Raw genomic sequence first — 17,272 nt, 5'->3', positions numbered from 1 at the left:
CGGGGGGTGGCGCAGCATGAAGACGCTGCGCCGAGGGCGTTACTCAATAACCAGAATAGCGTCCATTTCTACCTGCGAGCCCTTTGGCAGTGCAGCAACGCCAATGGCGGCGCGAGCCGGATAGGGTTGTTCGAAGTAGGTGCCCATGATCTCGTTGACCTTGGCGAAGTGGCTCAGGTCAGTCAGGAAGATGTTCAGCTTGACGATGTCCTTGAACGAACCGCCTGCGGCTTCAGCGACCGACTTCAGGTTTTCGAAAACCTGGATGGTCTGGGCTTCAAAGCCTTCAACCAGTTCCATGGTTTTTGGGTCCAGCGGGATTTGACCGGACATGTAGACAGTATTGCCAGCTTTGATCGCCTGAGAATAAGTACCGATTGCAGCAGGTGCCTTGTCGCTGGTGATAACAGTCTTGGACATGGGTGACTCCTTGTAATTAGATGGCTACGCACGCATGCGAGTGATGCGGATAACCCCGGTAAGGGCGCGCAGTTTTTTGATCACGCGGGCCAGGTGTACACGGTCGTGTACGCTGACCACCAGTTGGACCACGCTGATGCGACCATCGCGTTCGTCCATGCTGATCTTTTCGATATTGCCGTCGGCAGCGTTGACGCTGCTGGCCAGCAGCGCAATCAGGCCGCGCTGGTGTTCCAGTTCGACGCGCAATTCAACGTTGAACTCGCCGGTAACGTCCTTGGCCCACGACAGCTGAATGCACTTTTCGGGGTTGTGGCGGATTTCACTGATATTGCGGCAGTTGTCCAGGTGCACGACCATGCCTTTGCCTGCGGACAAATGGCCAACGATCGGATCCCCCGGGATCGGCGTACAGCATTTGGCGTAGCTGAGCACCAGGCCTTCGGTGCCGCGAATCGCCAGCGGGCCTTCCGGGCTCGGCAATGCTTCGCCTTCGCCCAGCAGGCGTCGGGCCACTACATAGGCCATGCGATTGCCGAGGCCGATATCTTCGAGCAGGTCTTCGATATGCTCCAGGCGGTATTCCTGGAGCATGGCCTGAACGCGCTCGGCCGGGATCTTGTCCAGCGCGCTGTTGAAGCCGTTAAGCACCTTGTTGAGCAGGCGTTCGCCCAGGTTGACCGACTCGGAACGACGTTGCAGCTTGAGCGCATGGCGAATATGGGTACGCGCCTTGCCGGTGACCACAAAGTTAAGCCAGGCCGGGTTGGGTCGGGCGCCGGGAGCGCTGACGATCTCGACCGTGGAGCCGCTTTGCAGCGGCTCGGACAGCGGTGCGAGACGCCGGTTGATGCGACAGGCGATGCAGCTGTTGCCCACATCGGTGTGCACCGCGTAGGCAAAGTCGACGGCCGTGGAGCCTTTGGGCAGCTCCATGATCCGTCCTTTGGGCGTAAACACGTAGACCTCGTCCGGGAACAGGTCGATCTTCACGCTTTCGATGAATTCGAGGGAGTTGCCGGCGCGTTGCTGCATTTCCAGCACGCCCTTGACCCATTGCCGCGCCCGGGCGTGGGTGCCCGTGTGCTGCTCGTCGCCACTGGACTTGTAAAGCCAGTGGGCGGCGATGCCGTTGTTGGCCATTTCTTCCATTTCACGGGTACGGATCTGGATCTCGATCGGTACGCCATGCATGCCAAACAGCGTGGTATGCAACGACTGGTAGCCGTTGGCCTTGGGAATGGCGATGTAGTCCTTGAACCGGCCCGGCAGGGGCTTGTACAAATTATGTACAGCGCCCAGCACGCGGTAGCAGGTGTCGACCTTGTCGACGATGATCCGGAATGCGTAAACATCCATGATCTCGTTAAAAGCCCGGCGTTTGCCGCGCATCTTCTTGTAGATGCCGTAGATATGCTTTTGACGACCGCTGACTTCGCCCTGAATGCCATCGATGGCCAGGCAGTGGCTGAGCGATTCTTCAATTTTGTTGACGATTTCCTTGCGATTGCCCCGGGCGCGTTTGACCGCCTGATAAATGCGCGCGGAGCGCATCGGGTACATCGCCTTGAAACCGAGGTCTTCGAATTCGATACGAATGCTGTGCATGCCCAGCCGATTGGCGATGGGTGCGTAGATTTCCAGGGTTTCCTTGGCAATCCGTCGGCGTTTTTCGCCGGACAGCACTTCGAGGGTGCGCATGTTGTGCAGACGGTCAGCCAGCTTCACCAGGATCACGCGGATATCGCGTGCCATGGCCATGGCCATCTTCTGGAAGTTTTCAGCCTGGGCTTCGGCCTTGGTTTCGAAGTTCATCTGAGTCAGCTTGCTGACTCCATCGACCAGGTCGGCCACGGTTTCGCCGAACTGCGCTACCAGCGCTTCCTTGGCAATACCGGTGTCTTCAATCACGTCATGCAGCATGGCCGCCATCAGGCTCTGATGGTCCATATGCATGTCGGCAAGGATATTTGCCACTGCCAGCGGGTGCGTGACATAAGGCTCGCCGCTGCGTCGGCGTTGGCCGTCGTGGGCTTGTTCTGCGTAGAAGTACGCCCGGCGGACCAGATTGACCTGGTCCGGGCCGAGGTACGCCGACAAGCGATCGGCGAGGGCGTCTATGCTCGGCATGAGGAAACCTCCTGCCAAAACTTTTTACCCTTCGCCGTGCTGCGTCGACCGGGCATAGGCTTAGTTCGCCTCGTTGGACTCGTCCTCGAACGCTGCGAACAGCGGTTCGTCTTCGACGATTTCAGCGTTGGCGATAAACTCGTAGCTCATCAGGCCTTCTGCGATTTCGCGCAGGGCAACAACGGTAGGCTTGTCGTTTTCCCACTGCACCAGAGGCTCTTTACCGCCGGTGGCCAGTTGACGGGCACGCTTGGTAGAGAGCATGACCAGCTCAAAGCGGTTATCCACGTGTTCTAGACAGTCTTCAACGGTTACGCGGGCCATGGTCTTCCTCGTAGCAAATGCAATATGCGCGCTGCCCGGATGGGCGAGCGGACTGAACAGTTTAAAAAATCACCAGCCATTAGGGAAGCGCTGATTTTTCCGTCACTGCTCCTAAAACCTCTGTAAGCGCCAATGTAAAGCCCTTACAGGGGGTTTGGGAAGTGTTCATTAACCGAGCAGTTCGGCCAGTAATTTGCCAAAACGCTGTTGCTGGCGTTTTTGCTGAAGGCGATTGGCACGGAAAATGGCCTTCAAGTCTTCAAGTGCCAGGGCAAAATCGTCGTTGATGATCAGGTAGTCATAGTCCACATAGTGGCTCATTTCACTCACGGCTTCGCGCATGCGTGCGTCAATGATTTCGTCGCTGTCCTGGCCGCGGTTGTCCAGACGCTGACGCAAGGCTTCCTGGCTTGGCGGCAGGATAAAGATCGAGCGCGCCTGCGGCATCAGCTTGCGCACTTGCTCTGCACCTTGCCAGTCGATTTCCAGAATCAGGTCGTGGCCTTCATCCAGGGTCTGCTGCAGGTGGCTTTGCGAAGTGCCGTAAAGGTTGCCGAACACTTCGGCACGTTCCAGGAAGTCACCGTGCTCGATCATTTTCACGAACTCTTCGCGCTCGACAAAATGATAGTTCACGCCATTCACTTCACCTGGGCGCATGGCACGGGTGGTGTGCGAGACCGATACCCGGATCTGCGGCTCAACGTCGATCAATGCCTTGACCAGGCTGGTCTTGCCTGCGCCCGAAGGAGCAGAAACGATATAAAGGGTGCCAGTGCTGTGGGTCATGTCAGGGTGTGCCTTACTCAATATTCTGTACTTGTTCACGCATCTGCTCGATCAACACCTTGAGGTTGACCGCCGCTTGGGTGCTGCGTGGATCGAATGCCTTGGAGCCCAGGGTATTGGCCTCGCGATTCAGTTCTTGCATCAGGAAGTCCAGGCGTCGCCCGGCAGCACCCCCCGACTTGAGTACGCGGCGTACTTCAAGAATATGGGTGCTCAGGCGGTCCAGCTCTTCGGCCACGTCGCTTTTTTGCGCGAGCAGAACCATTTCCTGTTCAAGGCGCTGGGGGTCAAGCTCGGCCTTCATGTCGGCAAAGCGATCGAGGACCTTTTGACGCTGGGTGGCGAGCATTTGCGGTACCAGCTCGCGCAGGGTTTCGACATCGCTTTCGATGGCGGTCAAGCGATCGCTGATCAGTCGGGCCAGTTCCGCGCCTTCGCGCTCACGGCCGTTTTTCAGTTCTTGCAGGCCTTGCTTGAACAGCGCCAGGGCCTGGGTGTTCAAGGCTTGCGGGTCGCTGGCATCGGCTACCAGAACACCGGGCCAGGCCAGGACTTCCAGCGGGTTGAGCGCGGCAGGCTGCTTGATCAGGCTGGCGATGGTCTCGGCGGCGGCCACCAGCTGGGCGGCACGCTCGCGGTCAACCTGCAGCGGCTTGCCGGTGGTTTCTTCAGTGAAACGCAAAGTGCATTCCAGCTTGCCCCGGGAGATGCCCTGGCGCAGCGCTTCACGCACCGCGCCCTCGAGGTCACGGAAAGATTCAGGCAGACGCAGGTGCGGCTCCAGGTAGCGGCTGTTGACCGAACGCAGCTCCCAACTCAGGGTGCCCTGAGTGCCGGCGCTTTCGACGCGGGCAAAGGCGGTCATGCTGTGCACCATGGACGGTACCTCGCGATTGGATGAGTTAAGCCTGGCGGCAGGTTAGACGACAGATTGTAACGCAGTGCGGGCAACTGCCCCAAATGGCGTCGGTCGTAAATACATCCAATCTTCGTTCCCCGCCAGGGTTCACAGACGCGCCCTGCGCAGCCATGGCCTTTCCTTTATAATGCTCGGCAGTTTTCCGTCCCGTACAGGTATCCCACATGAAACGTCCAAGTGGTCGCGTTGCCGATCAGCTCCGCCCGATCCGCATCACCCGCAACTACACCAAACACGCAGAGGGTTCTGTACTGGTCGAGTTCGGTGACACCAAAGTCATCTGCACCGTCAGCGTCGAGAATGGCGTACCGCGGTTCCTCAAAGGCCAGGGCCAGGGCTGGCTGACTGCCGAATACGGCATGCTGCCACGCGCCACCGGCGACCGTAACCAGCGCGAAGCCAGCCGCGGCAAGCAAGGCGGGCGCACCCTGGAAATCCAGCGCCTGATCGGCCGCTCCCTGCGTGCTGCACTGGATATGTCCAAACTGGGCGATATCACTTTGTACGTCGACTGCGACGTAATCCAGGCTGACGGCGGCACCCGCACTGCCTCGATCACCGGCGCCATGGTTGCTCTGGTCGACGCCCTGAAGATCATCAAGAAGCGTGGCGGCCTCAAAGGCGGTGACCCGATCAAGCAGATGATCGCGGCGGTATCGGTGGGCATGTACCAGGGCGTACCGGTACTTGACCTGGACTATCCTGAAGATTCGGCAGCCGAAACCGACCTCAACGTGGTGATGACCAGCAGCGGCGGTTTCATCGAAGTTCAGGGCACCGCCGAAGGCGCACCGTTCCAGCCTGAAGAGCTGAACGCCATGCTGGCACTGGCACAAAAAGGCATGAACGAAATTTTTGCCCTGCAACAAGCGGCATTGGCCGACTAAATTGCCGGATTGACTGTCAAAGCCTTCAAACGACCAACCGGAGAACGTGATGAGTGAGCTGGATCTTTCAACACCCAAACCGGGCCGCGACGCCCGGAAATGGGCGATGTTCTGTCATTTTTCGGCGTTCCTCGGGATGTGGTTTCCGTTTGGCAGCCTGATCGGCCCGCTGATCCTGTGGCAGGTAAAGCGCGAGAGCGACCCGTTTATTGACGACCAGGGCAAGGAAGCACTGAACTTCCAGATCACCGTGGCGATTGCTTCGGCCATTTGCTATGTGCTGATGTTCGTGCTGATCGGCTTTGCGCTGCTGGGCCTGGTACTGATTGGCGCGGTAGTGCTGGTGGTGATTGCAGGGGTCAAGGCCAATGACGGGGTGGTGTACCGTTATCCCTTCACCTGGCGGCCGATCAAGTAAGGTTTCAGTCAGCAACTCAGGCACCTTGTAGAAAAGCCCACGTCGGTGGGCTTTTCTACGCTTGCTGATTGCGGGAGCCAAAACAACAGGTGAGTGGACGTCAGTACGATGCTTTGTTTATCCAGGCATTCGTTTAACGACAACTACTTACTTATGCGCGCTAAATAAACCATGCCTTTAAGAGAGCCTCATTTTAAAGCGCACCGTTATTTATCGCGCCATGTTAGTGCAATGGCCATCTGTGAATACCGAATTTAAAGAAAGGCCAAGTGGCACTTGAAAATATGCTGTTGACTATTTGTTTTTACTCGTCTAGTTTTTATGTCGACTGCTTGATCAGTCTTCGCCACTATCTTTAAGGATAAAGATATTATGAAAACTGCCGTGATGAATTCTCAAAAAGGTGCTGCACCCCATTGCTCTGCCGGCAGTGGACACCGATAGAAGCTGAGATAGCGATCCAGTATTATAAAAACTTTTGTTTCTCAATAAAAATACCAGGCAATGTATCCCGTCCTGCCACCCGCGCTGGAAGTGGATGAAATCTGGCATCATCTTATCTTGGATATGCGAACTTATAGGGATGCCTGTTAGCCTATATTTGGGCATTACATGATAACCCTATGGAAACGTCGAACGTGAAGTTGACCTATGAGCAAAATCTAAAGGAAAACTTATGGAATTTTATTGTCAGTCGACTCTTTCCATTTTTTGGCATTTCCATCGCTGCGGCGCTGCTCGCGCACAAGAATATTGCCGATCTTCCTGTGTTCGCCTATGTCCTGGCGATCTTTTCAGTTATATCTACCCTTTTCTACATGCCGCTGGCGGCCATTGGCAATATCGTTCATCATCAAAAAAATGCGCTCACTCCCCAGGCAATCTTTGAGAGCGGACTGTCGATAGCGGTTTTATTCGCTGCCATTGCGTTTGCCGCAGCCCTTGCCGTATTCGCTTACCTCCCCTCCATCCGTTTTCTGGACAGCCTTGACAGGGATAAACTTTTTTACCTGTCTCTTATTTATATTCCGGCCATCCCTTTGCTGGTAATCAATACCTTCACCCATCTTTTCCACGAAGCCTCTGGACACTCCTTGCCGTGTGCAACCGTAAAGAAGTGGTGCACGTGTGCAGGCTGCGCATTCCTGATGTTTTGTTTTGTTTTTTGCAGCAAGCACGACTTTGTTTTCTTGGCTGTTGGCTACTTCTTGATTGTCGAAACAGCCCTCTTCATCTCCCTGGCCTGCCTCTCTATGCGGCTCGGATACCGGCACATCCTCGTCAAGCCAAAAATACTGGCAGACGTCGTTTCAATGGGCTTTCCTATTGCCGCCGGGGTAGCGGGGCAAAAATTGTACTTTTACCTGCTTAACGGAAAACTGCTGTCGCTGAATGAAAGCCTGGTTGCCGATCTTTCGATCTGTATGTCTATTATCGGATTTCTCAGCATTCCGGTCATAGCGTTCGCTCAGCTTCATAGCGTCTATACCAGCCAGCATATCGTGGATGCGGACAAGATCTACCCGCGCGGACAACTAGCCGCCGCCGTGCTCATGGCCGTGATTGCAGGGGGTTTTTATGCGCTGGGAAGCGGTTTGTTTTTTATCTTTGGCGACCGCTCGCTGACGTTTACCAGTGAAGGATTTGTGGCGATATGCATGTCGGTATTGAGCTCGCTTTACTTCTCGCTCACGGCAAGCCACTTGCGGGCAATGCGAGACACCCTGATCCCTCAAGTACTGATCAATACCTTTATGCTTGCAGGGTTTATCCCGGTCATTTACCTGTATGACTTTAATAGCCCTTCAATCTATCTATTCATCGTACTGCAGGCTGTTGTCACTTTTATTGCCGCTGTGCTTTTGCAGTACCGGATACGCACCTTGCATAAACGAACGCCCAGTTTCGCCTGAAAGTGCCTCGGATACAAAAAAGGCCCCCGCCCTTGATAACAGAGCGGGAGCCTTTTTCTGGATCTGCGATCAACACTTAGATAGTCAGTGTCCAGTCGTAGTCCACGATCAATGGCGCGTGCTGCGAGAAGCGTGGCTGACGCGGCATGCGAGCGCTTCGTACAAAGCGGCGCAAGCCCGGTGTCAGCAGCTGGTAGTCAAAACGCCAGCCCAGATTCAGCATCTCGGCCTGTTCGTTATCCGGCCACCAGCTGTACTGGTCACCTTCCCGACTGACTTCACGCAGGGCATCGACATATCCCATGTTGCCGACAATCTCATCCATCCAGGCCCGTTCAGGCGCCAGGAAGCCGGGCGATTGCTGGCTGTCGCGCCAGTTTTTAATGTCGAGTTTCTGCTGCGCCACATACAGCGAGCCGCAGTAGATGTACTCACGACGCTTGCGACGCTGCTTATCAAGGTAGCGGGCAAAGTCGTCCATTAGCTTGAATTTTTGATTCAAGTCTTCATCGCCGTTCTGCCCCGAAGGGAGCAGCAAGGTCGCGATGCTGACCTTATCGAAATCGGCTTGCAGGTAGCGCCCGTAGCGATCGGCCGTCTCGAAGCCAAGCCCGGTGATGACTGCTTTCGGCTGTAACCGCGAGTACAAAGCCACGCCACCTTGGGCGGGGACTTCGGCGTCACAGGCATAAAGAAAGTAGCCATCGAGCTGGTAGGCTGGATCGTCCAGTTCAAAGGCGGAGGCACGGGTGTCCTGCAGGCAGATAACGTCGGCATTCTGAGCTTGCAGCCAACTGAGCAAACCGCGCTCGACTGCCGTCTGAATACCATTGACGTTCACACTGATGATCCGCATAAATGGCCCCAAAAATCACGTGCGTGTATGATACACGCCGTCTTACTAATTAGCTAAATCCGTGGTATCTGGGGACTTTTTTCATGCAAGCGTATCAGCGCGATTTCATCCGCTTTGCCATCGATCGTGGCGTTTTGCGCTTCGGTGAGTTCACCCTGAAGTCGGGCCGTACCAGCCCTTACTTCTTCAATGCCGGGCTGTTCAACACCGGCTCTGCACTGGCCCAGCTGGGGCGCTTCTATGCTGCCGCCATCGTTGACAGCGGTATTTCCTTCGACGTGCTGTTTGGTCCGGCCTATAAGGGCATCCCCCTGGCGGCGACCACTGCCGTAGCGCTTGCCGAGCACCACGACCGTGATCTGCCGTGGTGCTTCAACCGCAAGGAAGCCAAGGCTCATGGCGAAGGCGGTAGCCTGGTTGGCTCGCCGCTTGAAGGCGATATCCTGATCATCGACGACGTGATCACGGCCGGTACCGCTATCCGTGAAGTGATGCAAATCATCCAGGCCCAGGGCGCCAAGGCGGCCGGCGTGATGATTGCCCTCAACCGTCAGGAGCGCGGCAATGGCGAGCTGTCGGCGATCCAGGAAGTCGAGCGCGACTTCGGTATTCCGGTGATCAGCATCGTTTCGTTGAACCAGGTTTTGCAGTTCCTGGCCGAAGACGAAACCCTCAAGCAATACCTGCCAGCCGTTGAAGCGTACCGGGCGCAGTACGGGATTTAATCCCCTCGCCCATCAAAAAGCCCCGCCCGGATCACTCCGGGCGGGGCTTTTTTTGGTTCTGCTTAAGCCGGTTTGCTGTTGGTAATCAGCGTACCCACACCGGTATCGGTGAAGATTTCCAGCAGTACGGCATTCGGCACGCGACCGTCGACGATATGCGCCGTGGTCACGCCACCTTGCACGGCTTCCAGCGCGCAGCGGATTTTTGGCAGCATGCCACCATAAATGGTGCCGTCGGCGATCAGGTCATCCACCTGAGCGGTAGTCAGGCCGGTCAGCACCTTGCCTTCCTTGTCCATCAAGCCGGCGATGTTGGTCAGCAGCATCAGTTTCTCGGCCTTGAGGGCTTCGGCAACCTTGCCCGCCACCAGGTCGGCGTTGATGTTGTAGGACTCGCCATTGGCGCCCACACCGATTGGCGCGATAACCGGGATGAAGTCACCCTTGGTCAGCATGTGCAGCAGGTCGGTATTGATGTCGATGACCTCGCCCACATGACCGAAGTCGATGATTTCCGGCTTGGTCATTTCCGGCGTCTGACGGGTCACGACCATCTTTTTGGCGCGAATCAGCGTCGCGTCCTTACCGGTCAGACCGATGGCACTGCCGCCGTGGCGGTTGATCAGGTTGACGATTTCCTTGTTCACATGGCCGCCCAGCACCATTTCCACCACATCCATGGTTTGCGAGTCGGTCACGCGCATGCCGTCGATAAAATGGCTCTCGATGGATAAACGCTTGAGCAGATCACCGATTTGCGGGCCGCCACCGTGGACCACGACCGGGTTGATACCCACGGCCTTCATCAGCACGATGTCACGGGCAAAGCCGGTTTTCAGGTCATCGTTCTCCATAGCGTTGCCGCCGTACTTGATCACCAGCGTCTTGCCGACGTAACGGCGAATGTAGGGCAGCGCTTCGGACAAAACCTTGGCGACGTTGGAGGCGGCATCACGTTCGAGGGTCATTCAGGGCTCCGGTAGAACAAGTCGATCAAAACGGTAGTTGGAGATCAGGTGCCACACGCTTCAATTGAGCGTGAAAGACATCCTTGATGCGTTGCAGTTCGGCCTCTGTTTCGGCCTCGAATCGCAGCACCAGCACCGGCGTGGTGTTGGAGGCGCGAACCAGGCCCCAGCCATGAGGGTAGTCAACCCGCACACCATCAATGGACGTCAACTCGGCGGCCTCGCCCCATTGAGCATCGTGCAGAGCCTCAATGATGCTGAATTTGCTCTCGTCCGTCACATCGATATTGATTTCAGGCGTAGAAATATCGTTCGGGAAGGTCTCAAACAGCTCTTCAGCGGTTGCCTGACGCTTGCTGAGGATCTCCAGCAGGCGCGCAGCGCTGTAGATACCGTCGTCAAAACCGAACCAGCGCTCTTTGAAAAAGATATGCCCGCTCATTTCGCCAGCCAGCAGGGCGCCGGTTTCTTTCATTTTCTTTTTCATCAGCGAATGACCGGTCTTCCACATCAATGGTCGGCCACCGAATTCCTTGATGAGCGGGATCAGGCGACGGGTGCATTTCACATCGAAGATGATCTCGGCACCCGGGTTGCGCTCCATTACATCCTGTGCGAACAGCATCAGTAAGTGGTCTGCAAAGATCATGGTGCCAGTGTTGGTCACGACACCCACGCGATCAGCATCGCCATCAAAGGCAAGCCCTATGTCGGCATTGGTTTCTTTGACCTTGGCGATCAAATCCACGAGGTTTTCCGGCTTGCTCGGGTCGGGGTGATGGTTGGGGAAATTGCCGTTGACCTCGCAAAAAATGCCGGTCACATCACAGCCCAAAGCTTCAATCAACTGAGGCGCGATGACTCCGGCCACGCCGTTTCCGCAGTCCACAACTACCTTCAAGCGCTTGGCCAGCTTGATATCGCGGGTAATCACTTCGGCATAGAGGGGCAAAATATCTACACGTTCTATATGCCCTTCGCCCCAGGTCAGGTCATTGACCTTGAGCCGCGTATGCAGAGCCTTGATCTGCTCATCAGCCAGCGTATCGCCCGCGATCACGATCTTGAAACCGTTGTAGTCCGGCGGGTTATGGCTGCCCGTGAGCATTACCCCCGACTTGCCTGCAAGCACATGCGTGGCGTAATACAGCGCAGGGGTCGGCACCAGCCCTACATCGCTAACCTGGCAGCCACTGTCAGCCACGCCCTGAATCAGCCGTTCGACCAACTCAGGGCCCGACAGACGCCCGTCCCGACCTACCGACACATGGGGCTCACCCTTGGCCAAGCTCTCGGCACCGACGGCACGGCCGATCCAGTACGCGGTTTCAGCGTTCAGGGTTTGTGGCACCACACCGCGAATGTCATAGGCGCGGAAAATGCTGTCAGACAGTATCGGCGGAACCGAAGCGGGGTTACTCATTGCAGGGGGCTCCACGCTCAGAGGATTCAGGAGGGGGCTAAAGGCCAGGCAGGACGCCTGGCCTTGAAATACAAATCAGAGCTTGCCGGAGTGGCCAAAACCGCCAGCGCCACGCTGGCTTTCGTCGAACTCTTCGACCAGCTCAAAGTGCGCCTGCACTACCGGCACCAGCACCAGTTGAGCGATACGCTCGCCGATGGTGATGTTGAAGGCGGTCTGGCCACGGTTCCAGCACGACACCATCAGTTCGCCTTGATAGTCAGAGTCGATAAGGCCGACCAGGTTCCCCAGTACGATACCGTGCTTATGGCCCAGGCCCGAGCGCGGCAGGATCAGGGCGGCAAGGCCCGGGTCGCCGATGTACACCGACAGGCCGGTGGGGATCAGCAGGGTCTGGCCCGGCTCCAGAACGGTGTCTTCTTTAAGCATGGCGCGCAGGTCCAGGCCGGCAGAGCCAGGAGTGGCGTACTGCGGCAGCGGGAATTCGTTACCAATGCGAGGGTCGAGGATTTTGGCTTGCAAAGCGTGCATACGAGTTAAACCTGGTTCAGACGTTCGGCGATAAAAGTGACCAGCTGGCGGGCAATCTTGCCCTTGCTGGTCTGGGCAAATACGGTGGCGTGCAGTTCGCGATCGATCACGCTGCAGGCGTTCTCTTCGCTGTTGAAGCCGATGCTGGGGTTGGCCACATCATTGGCGACAATCAGGTCGAGGTTTTTGTCTTTGAGCTTGCGCGCAGCGTAATCGAGCAAGTTCTCGGTTTCTGCGGCAAAGCCGACACTGAAAGGGCGATCAGGGCGTGAAGCGATAGTGGCCAGAATGTCTGGATTGCGCACCATTTGCAGCAACAGGCCGTCACCCTTGGTAGGGTCTTTCTTTAGTTTTTGCGGGGCAATGACTTCCGGGCGGTAGTCTGCAACAGCAGCAGACGCTATAAACACGTCGCAGGGGATCGCCGCCTCACAGGCTGCGAGCATGTCACGGGCACTGACCACGTCGATACGGGTCACGCGATCCGGGGTCGGCAGGTGTACCGGGCCGGTAATCAGGGTCACACGGGCGCCGGCTTCCACTGCTGCTTCAGCCAGGGCGAAGCCCATTTTTCCGGAGCTGTGGTTGGTGATGTAGCGCACCGGGTCGATGTTTTCCTGGGTAGGGCCTGCGGTGATCAGCACGTGCTTGCCGGTTAGCACCTGACGCTGAAAACACTCGGCGGCGCAGCTCACCAGATCATCCGCCTCGAGCATGCGGCCAAAGCCCACGTCGCCACAGGCCTGGCTTCCGGAGGCCGGGCCAAACACGCGCAGGCCGCGGCTTTCGAGCAACCGGGTATTGGCCTGGGTGGCCGGGTCGCGCCACATGGCCTGGTTCATCGCCGGAGCGATGGCAACCGTGGCATCCGTGGCGAGCACCAGGGTGGTCAGCAGGTCATTGGCCAGGCCTTGGGCAAGGCGGGCAATCAGGTCAGCGGTTGCAGGTGCAATCAGTACCAGGTCGGCCCACTTGGCCAGCTCGATATGCCCCATGGCCGCTTCAGCCGCAGGGTCGAGCAAATCCAGATGAACGGGGTGCCCGGACAACGCCTGCATGGTCAGAGGCGTGATGAATTCGCTGCCGCCACGGGTCATGACAACCCTTACTTCCGCGCCTTGGTCCAGTAGACGGCGAACCAGCTCTGCACTCTTGTAAGCCGCGATGCCGCCGCCGACGCCCAAAACAATGCGTTTTCGATACAGCCGCTGCATAGGCCTGCCTTTTAGTTCGATGATGACTGCGCAGAAAATGGCCAAATGCCGCGCAAAAATGATGGGCTAAGATAACACAGCGCCTGCCAGGGAACAGCGGCGCCCATTTACAAGGAGGTGTTATGAGCATTCGAGATTGGCCTGCGGCGGAGCGCCCGCGGGAGAAGCTTTTGCAACACGGATCAGGCAGTCTTTCAGACGCCGAACTGCTGGCAATCTTCTTGCGCACCGGGGTTTCGGGCAAAAGTGCAGTCGATCTGGCGCGCCATCTGCTCAGCGAGTTTGGCAGCCTGCGGGCCTTGCTCGAAGCCGATCTGCGCGCATTCTGTCTCCCGCTCGGGCTGGGCCCGGCCAAGTTCAGCCAGTTGCAGGCCGTACTCGAAATGAGCCGCCGCCACCTGGCCGAACGCTTGCGCCGCGACAGCGCGCTGGAGAGCCCGCAAGTCGTTCGGGATTATCTCAAGTCATTGCTGCGCCATGAGCCACACGAAGCCTTCGGCTGCCTGTTTCTGGACTCCAGGCACCGCATGCTGGCCTTCGAGGTGCTGTTCAGGGGCTCGATAGACAGCGTCAGTGTCTACCCGCGCCAGGTGGTCAAGCGTGCCCTGGCGCACAATGCGGCAGCGGTGATTTTCTGCCACAACCATCCCTCGGGCATCAGCGACCCCAGCCAGGCTGACCGCACGTTGACCAAGCGCCTGATCCAGGCGCTGGATCTGATCGAAGTGCGGGTGCTGGATCATTTTATAGTCGGTGACGGCCAGCCGCTTTCAATGGTCGAGCGCGGCTGGATGTAAGGCTCAGGGCTTAACGCTGACTGTTGAAAAGTCTTGGCGCCCAAACGGACTCACCTGATATCCCTGTACGTCTTTACGGGTCAGTGCGTAGGCCGTTGGATGGGCCAGCGGTAGCCACAGCGCCTGTTGCTGGATCTGCGCTTGCGCCTTTTGATACAAAGCACTGCGTTTGTCCTGATCGGTCAGGGTTTTGCCCTGGCTGATCAAACCGTCCAGCGCCTTGTCGCAATAACGCGCAAAGTTGGTTCCGGATTTCACTGCCGCACAGGAAAACTGCGGCGTGAGGAAGTTGTCCGGGTCACCGTTATCGCCTGCCCAGCCCATAAACAGCAGGTCATGCTCGCCAGCCTTGGCGCGACGGATCAGCTCGCCCCATTCGATCACCCGGATATCGGCCTGCACACCCACCTTGGCCAGGTCGGCTTGCAGCAACTGCGCGCCCAGGCTCGGGTTGGGATTGAGCACGCTGCCTGTCGGGCGCGTCCAGATCGTGGTTTTGAAGCCGTTTTTCAGACCCGCCCTGGCCAGCAATTCACGGGCTTTTTGCGGATTGTGGGCATAGCCCGGCAAGTCTTTGGCATAACTCCAGGTGGTCGCCGGGTAAATACCGTTGGCCGCTTGGGCGCTGTTTTCAAACACGGCCTTGAGATAAGTGTCCTTGTCGAAAGCCAGATTGATGGCCTGACGTACCTCGGGTTTATCCAGCGGTGGATGCTGGCTATTGATGGCCACAAACGCGGTCATGAAGGCCGGGGTCTGCGCTACAGCCAGCGCTGGATCCTTGGCGGCAGCTGCGACGTCCAGCGGCTTGGGCGAGAGAGCAATCTGGCATTCATTGCGACGCAATTTTTGCAGCCGCACGTTGGCGTCCGGGGTGATGGCAAAAATCAGCCCGTCAACGGCTGGCTTGCCGGCAAAGTAGTCCGGGTTGGCCTTGTAGCGCACCACCGCGTCTTTCTGGAAACGGTTGAATACAAAAGGCCCGGTACCTATCGGCTGGCTGTTCATCAGCTCCGGTGTGCCTGCTTTCATCAGCTTGTCGGCATATTCGGCCGAGTAGATCGAGGCAAAGCCCATGCTCAGCGCTGGCAAAAAGGTCGAATCAGGGCGACTCAGGGTGAAGCGCACGGTCAGCGGATCCGGAGTTTCAATTTTTTTGATCAGCTCAGGCAACTGCAAGGATTGTGCGTGGGGAAAACCGCTTTGCGCCACCTTGTGCCATGGGTTGGCAGGGTCAAGCATGCGTTCGAAGCTGAAACGTACGTCATCGGCATTCAACTCACGGCTTGGGGAAAAATAAGGCGTGCTGTGGAACTTGATCCCGGGGCGCAGCTTGAAATCGTACACAAGACCTTCAGGGGACACTGACCAGCTTTGCGCCAGTGAAGGCACCAGCTTCGCGGCTTTAGCGTCAAAGTCCAGCAGGCGGTTCATCAGCACGTCTGCCGAGGCATTGGTGGTACTGAGCGAGTTGTACTGCACAACGTCGAACCCTTCAGGGCTGGCCTCGGTGCAAACGCTCAAGGTGGCCGCGTGTACGAGCGGGCTCAGGCAAAAGGTGAGCAAAAAGGGGACGGCAGCGAGGCGCATGATCTGTTTCCTGTACAAGTCGATAAGGCCCATCTGCAAGTGCAGTCTGGAAAAGTCTTACCCTAGTGTTCTGGTACTCAAATGACCACTTTTTAATGGCATTCGACATCCTGTAGTCGCTGTCGCAGGCCGGGAAAGGGCTTCCAGGGCCTTGAGCAAGCGTGAAAAGGCGACCACTACGTGCTCGATCGCAGCCTTCGGCAGCGGCTACGAGCGGGCACCAGCCCCCGATACCTTTCACCCAGCGACGAGCGGTAAAACGCCACAAGGCATAGACGCCGCGCGGATTGGCGTTAAAATGGCGGCTTCATTAATTACACCAAATCACACTGCTTGTTGTTGCTCTTTAGTCTTTCTGGTATAAAGCAGCGCTCTTTTCTAGGGGCCCGGTTCCTGCGTTTGTAGGTGTAGCCGGTAAGACCCTTAAAGAAACGCGGCGCCTGGCGCCATGACTGAGAGATTAAGCGGCCAACCCATGCCGGGTTGGGCATGTGGTTTTAGAGGGCTGAGGCATGTCGAGAGTCTGTCAAGTTACCGGTAAGGGTCCGGTGACTGGGAATAACATTTCCCACGCAAATAACAAAACCCGTCGTCGTTTCCTGCCGAACCTGCAGCATCACCGCTTCTGGGTTGAAGAAGAGAAACGTTTCGTACGTCTGCGCGTATCTGCTAAAGGCATGCGTATCATCGACAAGCGTGGCATCACTGTCGTGCTGGCCGAAATCCGCCGTGCTGGCAAGATCTAAGGGAGCTAATCATGCGTGAATTGATCCGTTTGGTGTCGAGCGCTGGTACAGGCCATTTCTACACCACTGATAAGAACAAGCGCACCACTCCGGACAAAATCGAAATCAAAAAATTCGATCCGCGGGTTCGCAAGCACGTGATCTACAAAGAAGCCAAAATCAAGTAATTGGTTTTTCTTCTTACGAAAAAGGCCCATATCTCACGATACGGGCCTTTTTTGTGCGCGTTTGTCAGCCTTAGCCGCACATATAGCTCTGCATAAGGTTGTTTTCGTCGACGACCACGCGAAGGCGGTCTGCGTTGTGCTCTCGGGTGTAGCCTATGCCCGGCCTCTCGACACGCAACTCGGTTGCCCCGGACTCCCGGCGCAGCATCTCCAGCAAAGCAGGCGTCGCCTCAGGCGCAACCAGAAAATTGATCGCAACCGTTTTGCACTTGCCGTCCTCCTCAGCCATCGCGGGCATGGAGCAAAACCCCAGCAGGACGCTGGTGGTCAACAACAGGCGTTTCAAAGTATTCAGACTGGACATGGGTCTTCCCTGTTTTCAGATAAATGAAATAACGCTGCGGGCCTGCTCATTCCTTAAGTGCCCGGCGTTCTCTCAAGACTGGCTCACATTG

18 protein-coding genes and 1 pseudogene are annotated in these 17,272 nt (G+C 57.0%); 7 read left to right on the top strand and 12 right to left on the bottom strand.

Going from position 1 to position 17,272, the window contains the following annotated elements:
- Nucleotides 1-39 precede the first annotated feature (39 nt).
- The 5 genes from PPTH39_RS16080 to PPTH39_RS16060 form a co-directional block, all read right to left on the bottom strand.
- A complete protein-coding gene (locus tag PPTH39_RS16080) occupies nucleotides 40-420 on the bottom strand; it encodes a RidA family protein (protein ID WP_016782709.1) in 381 nt (126 codons plus the stop codon).
- A gap of 24 nt (nucleotides 421-444) precedes the next feature.
- Nucleotides 445-2,550 (bottom strand): bifunctional GTP diphosphokinase/guanosine-3',5'-bis pyrophosphate 3'-pyrophosphohydrolase, encoded by a 2,106-nt coding sequence (spoT, locus tag PPTH39_RS16075; protein WP_094999716.1) that lies wholly within the window; start codon nucleotides 2,548-2,550, stop codon nucleotides 445-447.
- Nucleotides 2,551-2,610: 60 nt separating this feature from the next.
- Nucleotides 2,611-2,874 carry a DNA-directed RNA polymerase subunit omega gene (gene rpoZ, locus PPTH39_RS16070; protein ID WP_016782707.1) on the bottom strand — a complete coding sequence of 88 codons (264 nt, stop codon included), beginning with the start codon at nucleotides 2,872-2,874 and terminating at the stop codon, nucleotides 2,611-2,613.
- Between the two features lie 168 nt (nucleotides 2,875-3,042).
- On the bottom strand, nucleotides 3,043-3,663 hold the full coding sequence (gene gmk / locus PPTH39_RS16065; RefSeq protein ID WP_016782706.1) for a guanylate kinase: 621 nt from the start codon (nucleotides 3,661-3,663) through the stop codon (nucleotides 3,043-3,045).
- A 13-nt stretch (nucleotides 3,664-3,676) separates the two neighbouring features.
- Nucleotides 3,677-4,540 (bottom strand): YicC/YloC family endoribonuclease, encoded by an 864-nt coding sequence (locus tag PPTH39_RS16060; RefSeq protein ID WP_095017870.1) that lies wholly within the window; start codon nucleotides 4,538-4,540, stop codon nucleotides 3,677-3,679.
- A 206-nt stretch (nucleotides 4,541-4,746) separates the two neighbouring features.
- Between PPTH39_RS16060 and rph the strand changes: the two genes are divergently transcribed.
- From rph to PPTH39_RS16045, 3 genes are all read left to right on the top strand, one after another.
- Nucleotides 4,747-5,469 (top strand): ribonuclease PH, encoded by a 723-nt coding sequence (gene rph, locus PPTH39_RS16055; protein WP_016782701.1) that lies wholly within the window; start codon nucleotides 4,747-4,749, stop codon nucleotides 5,467-5,469.
- 49 nt (nucleotides 5,470-5,518) lie between these two features.
- Nucleotides 5,519-5,887 carry a DUF4870 domain-containing protein gene (locus PPTH39_RS16050; protein WP_094999718.1) on the top strand — a complete coding sequence of 123 codons (369 nt, stop codon included), beginning with the start codon at nucleotides 5,519-5,521 and terminating at the stop codon, nucleotides 5,885-5,887.
- 638 nt (nucleotides 5,888-6,525) lie between these two features.
- On the top strand, nucleotides 6,526-7,800 hold the full coding sequence (locus PPTH39_RS16045) for a hypothetical protein (RefSeq protein ID WP_130872188.1): 1,275 nt from the start codon (nucleotides 6,526-6,528) through the stop codon (nucleotides 7,798-7,800).
- A 76-nt stretch (nucleotides 7,801-7,876) separates the two neighbouring features.
- Here the strand turns inward: PPTH39_RS16045 and PPTH39_RS16040 are convergent, their stop codons facing one another.
- Nucleotides 7,877-8,656 carry an exodeoxyribonuclease III gene (locus PPTH39_RS16040; protein WP_016782698.1) on the bottom strand — a complete coding sequence of 260 codons (780 nt, stop codon included), beginning with the start codon at nucleotides 8,654-8,656 and terminating at the stop codon, nucleotides 7,877-7,879.
- Between the two features lie 83 nt (nucleotides 8,657-8,739).
- Here PPTH39_RS16040 and pyrE point away from each other — a divergent pair, with 83 nt between their 5' ends.
- Entirely contained in the window at nucleotides 8,740-9,381 is a 642-nt protein-coding gene (gene pyrE / locus PPTH39_RS16035; protein ID WP_094999720.1) for an orotate phosphoribosyltransferase, read from the top strand.
- A gap of 62 nt (nucleotides 9,382-9,443) precedes the next feature.
- On the opposite strand, the gene argB is transcribed toward pyrE, so the two are convergent.
- The 4 genes and pseudogenes from argB to coaBC all read right to left on the bottom strand — a co-directional run bounded on the left by argB (nucleotide 9,444) and on the right by coaBC (nucleotide 13,517).
- Nucleotides 9,444-10,349 carry an acetylglutamate kinase gene (gene argB, locus PPTH39_RS16030; protein WP_016782696.1) on the bottom strand — a complete coding sequence of 302 codons (906 nt, stop codon included), beginning with the start codon at nucleotides 10,347-10,349 and terminating at the stop codon, nucleotides 9,444-9,446.
- A 25-nt stretch (nucleotides 10,350-10,374) separates the two neighbouring features.
- Nucleotides 10,375-11,784 (bottom strand): annotated as a pseudogene (locus PPTH39_RS16025) (phosphomannomutase/phosphoglucomutase); the annotation flags it as partial.
- Between the two features lie 63 nt (nucleotides 11,785-11,847).
- The gene (gene dut / locus PPTH39_RS16020; protein ID WP_016782694.1) at nucleotides 11,848-12,303 is read right to left on the bottom strand and encodes a dUTP diphosphatase; all 456 of its coding nucleotides are present in this window, start codon (nucleotides 12,301-12,303) and stop codon (nucleotides 11,848-11,850) included.
- Between the two features lie 5 nt (nucleotides 12,304-12,308).
- A complete protein-coding gene (coaBC, locus tag PPTH39_RS16015; RefSeq protein ID WP_094999723.1) occupies nucleotides 12,309-13,517 on the bottom strand; it encodes a bifunctional phosphopantothenoylcysteine decarboxylase/phosphopantothenate--cysteine ligase CoaBC in 1,209 nt (402 codons plus the stop codon).
- A gap of 122 nt (nucleotides 13,518-13,639) precedes the next feature.
- Between coaBC and radC the strand changes: the two genes are divergently transcribed.
- The gene (gene radC, locus PPTH39_RS16010; protein ID WP_130872186.1) at nucleotides 13,640-14,314 is read left to right on the top strand and encodes a RadC family protein; all 675 of its coding nucleotides are present in this window, start codon (nucleotides 13,640-13,642) and stop codon (nucleotides 14,312-14,314) included.
- 3 nt (nucleotides 14,315-14,317) lie between these two features.
- On the opposite strand, the gene PPTH39_RS16005 is transcribed toward radC, so the two are convergent.
- Nucleotides 14,318-15,904, bottom strand: a complete 1,587-nt coding sequence (locus tag PPTH39_RS16005) for an ABC transporter substrate-binding protein (protein ID WP_130872185.1) — start codon at nucleotides 15,902-15,904, stop codon at nucleotides 14,318-14,320.
- Nucleotides 15,905-16,416: 512 nt separating this feature from the next.
- On the opposite strand from PPTH39_RS16005, the gene rpmB reads away from it, so the two are divergent.
- Nucleotides 16,417-16,650, top strand: a complete 234-nt coding sequence (gene rpmB / locus PPTH39_RS16000; RefSeq protein WP_019410280.1) for a 50S ribosomal protein L28 — start codon at nucleotides 16,417-16,419, stop codon at nucleotides 16,648-16,650.
- An 11-nt stretch (nucleotides 16,651-16,661) separates the two neighbouring features.
- Nucleotides 16,662-16,817, top strand: coding sequence for a 50S ribosomal protein L33 (gene rpmG / locus PPTH39_RS15995; protein WP_003437824.1), 156 nt, complete (start codon nucleotides 16,662-16,664; stop codon nucleotides 16,815-16,817).
- A gap of 70 nt (nucleotides 16,818-16,887) precedes the next feature.
- Here rpmG and PPTH39_RS15990 read toward each other — a convergent pair whose 3' ends face one another.
- Nucleotides 16,888-17,181 (bottom strand): I78 family peptidase inhibitor, encoded by a 294-nt coding sequence (locus PPTH39_RS15990; protein WP_094999726.1) that lies wholly within the window; start codon nucleotides 17,179-17,181, stop codon nucleotides 16,888-16,890.
- Nucleotides 17,182-17,272 lie beyond the last annotated feature (91 nt).

The sequence above is a fragment of the Pseudomonas bubulae genome (genome assembly GCF_900618535.1).
In the GTDB taxonomy this organism is placed as follows: Bacteria; Pseudomonadota; Gammaproteobacteria; order Pseudomonadales; family Pseudomonadaceae; genus Aquipseudomonas; species Aquipseudomonas bubulae.
The sequence above is the reverse complement of the archived record's forward strand: the minus strand, read 5'-3'. Positions and strand labels throughout refer to the sequence as shown.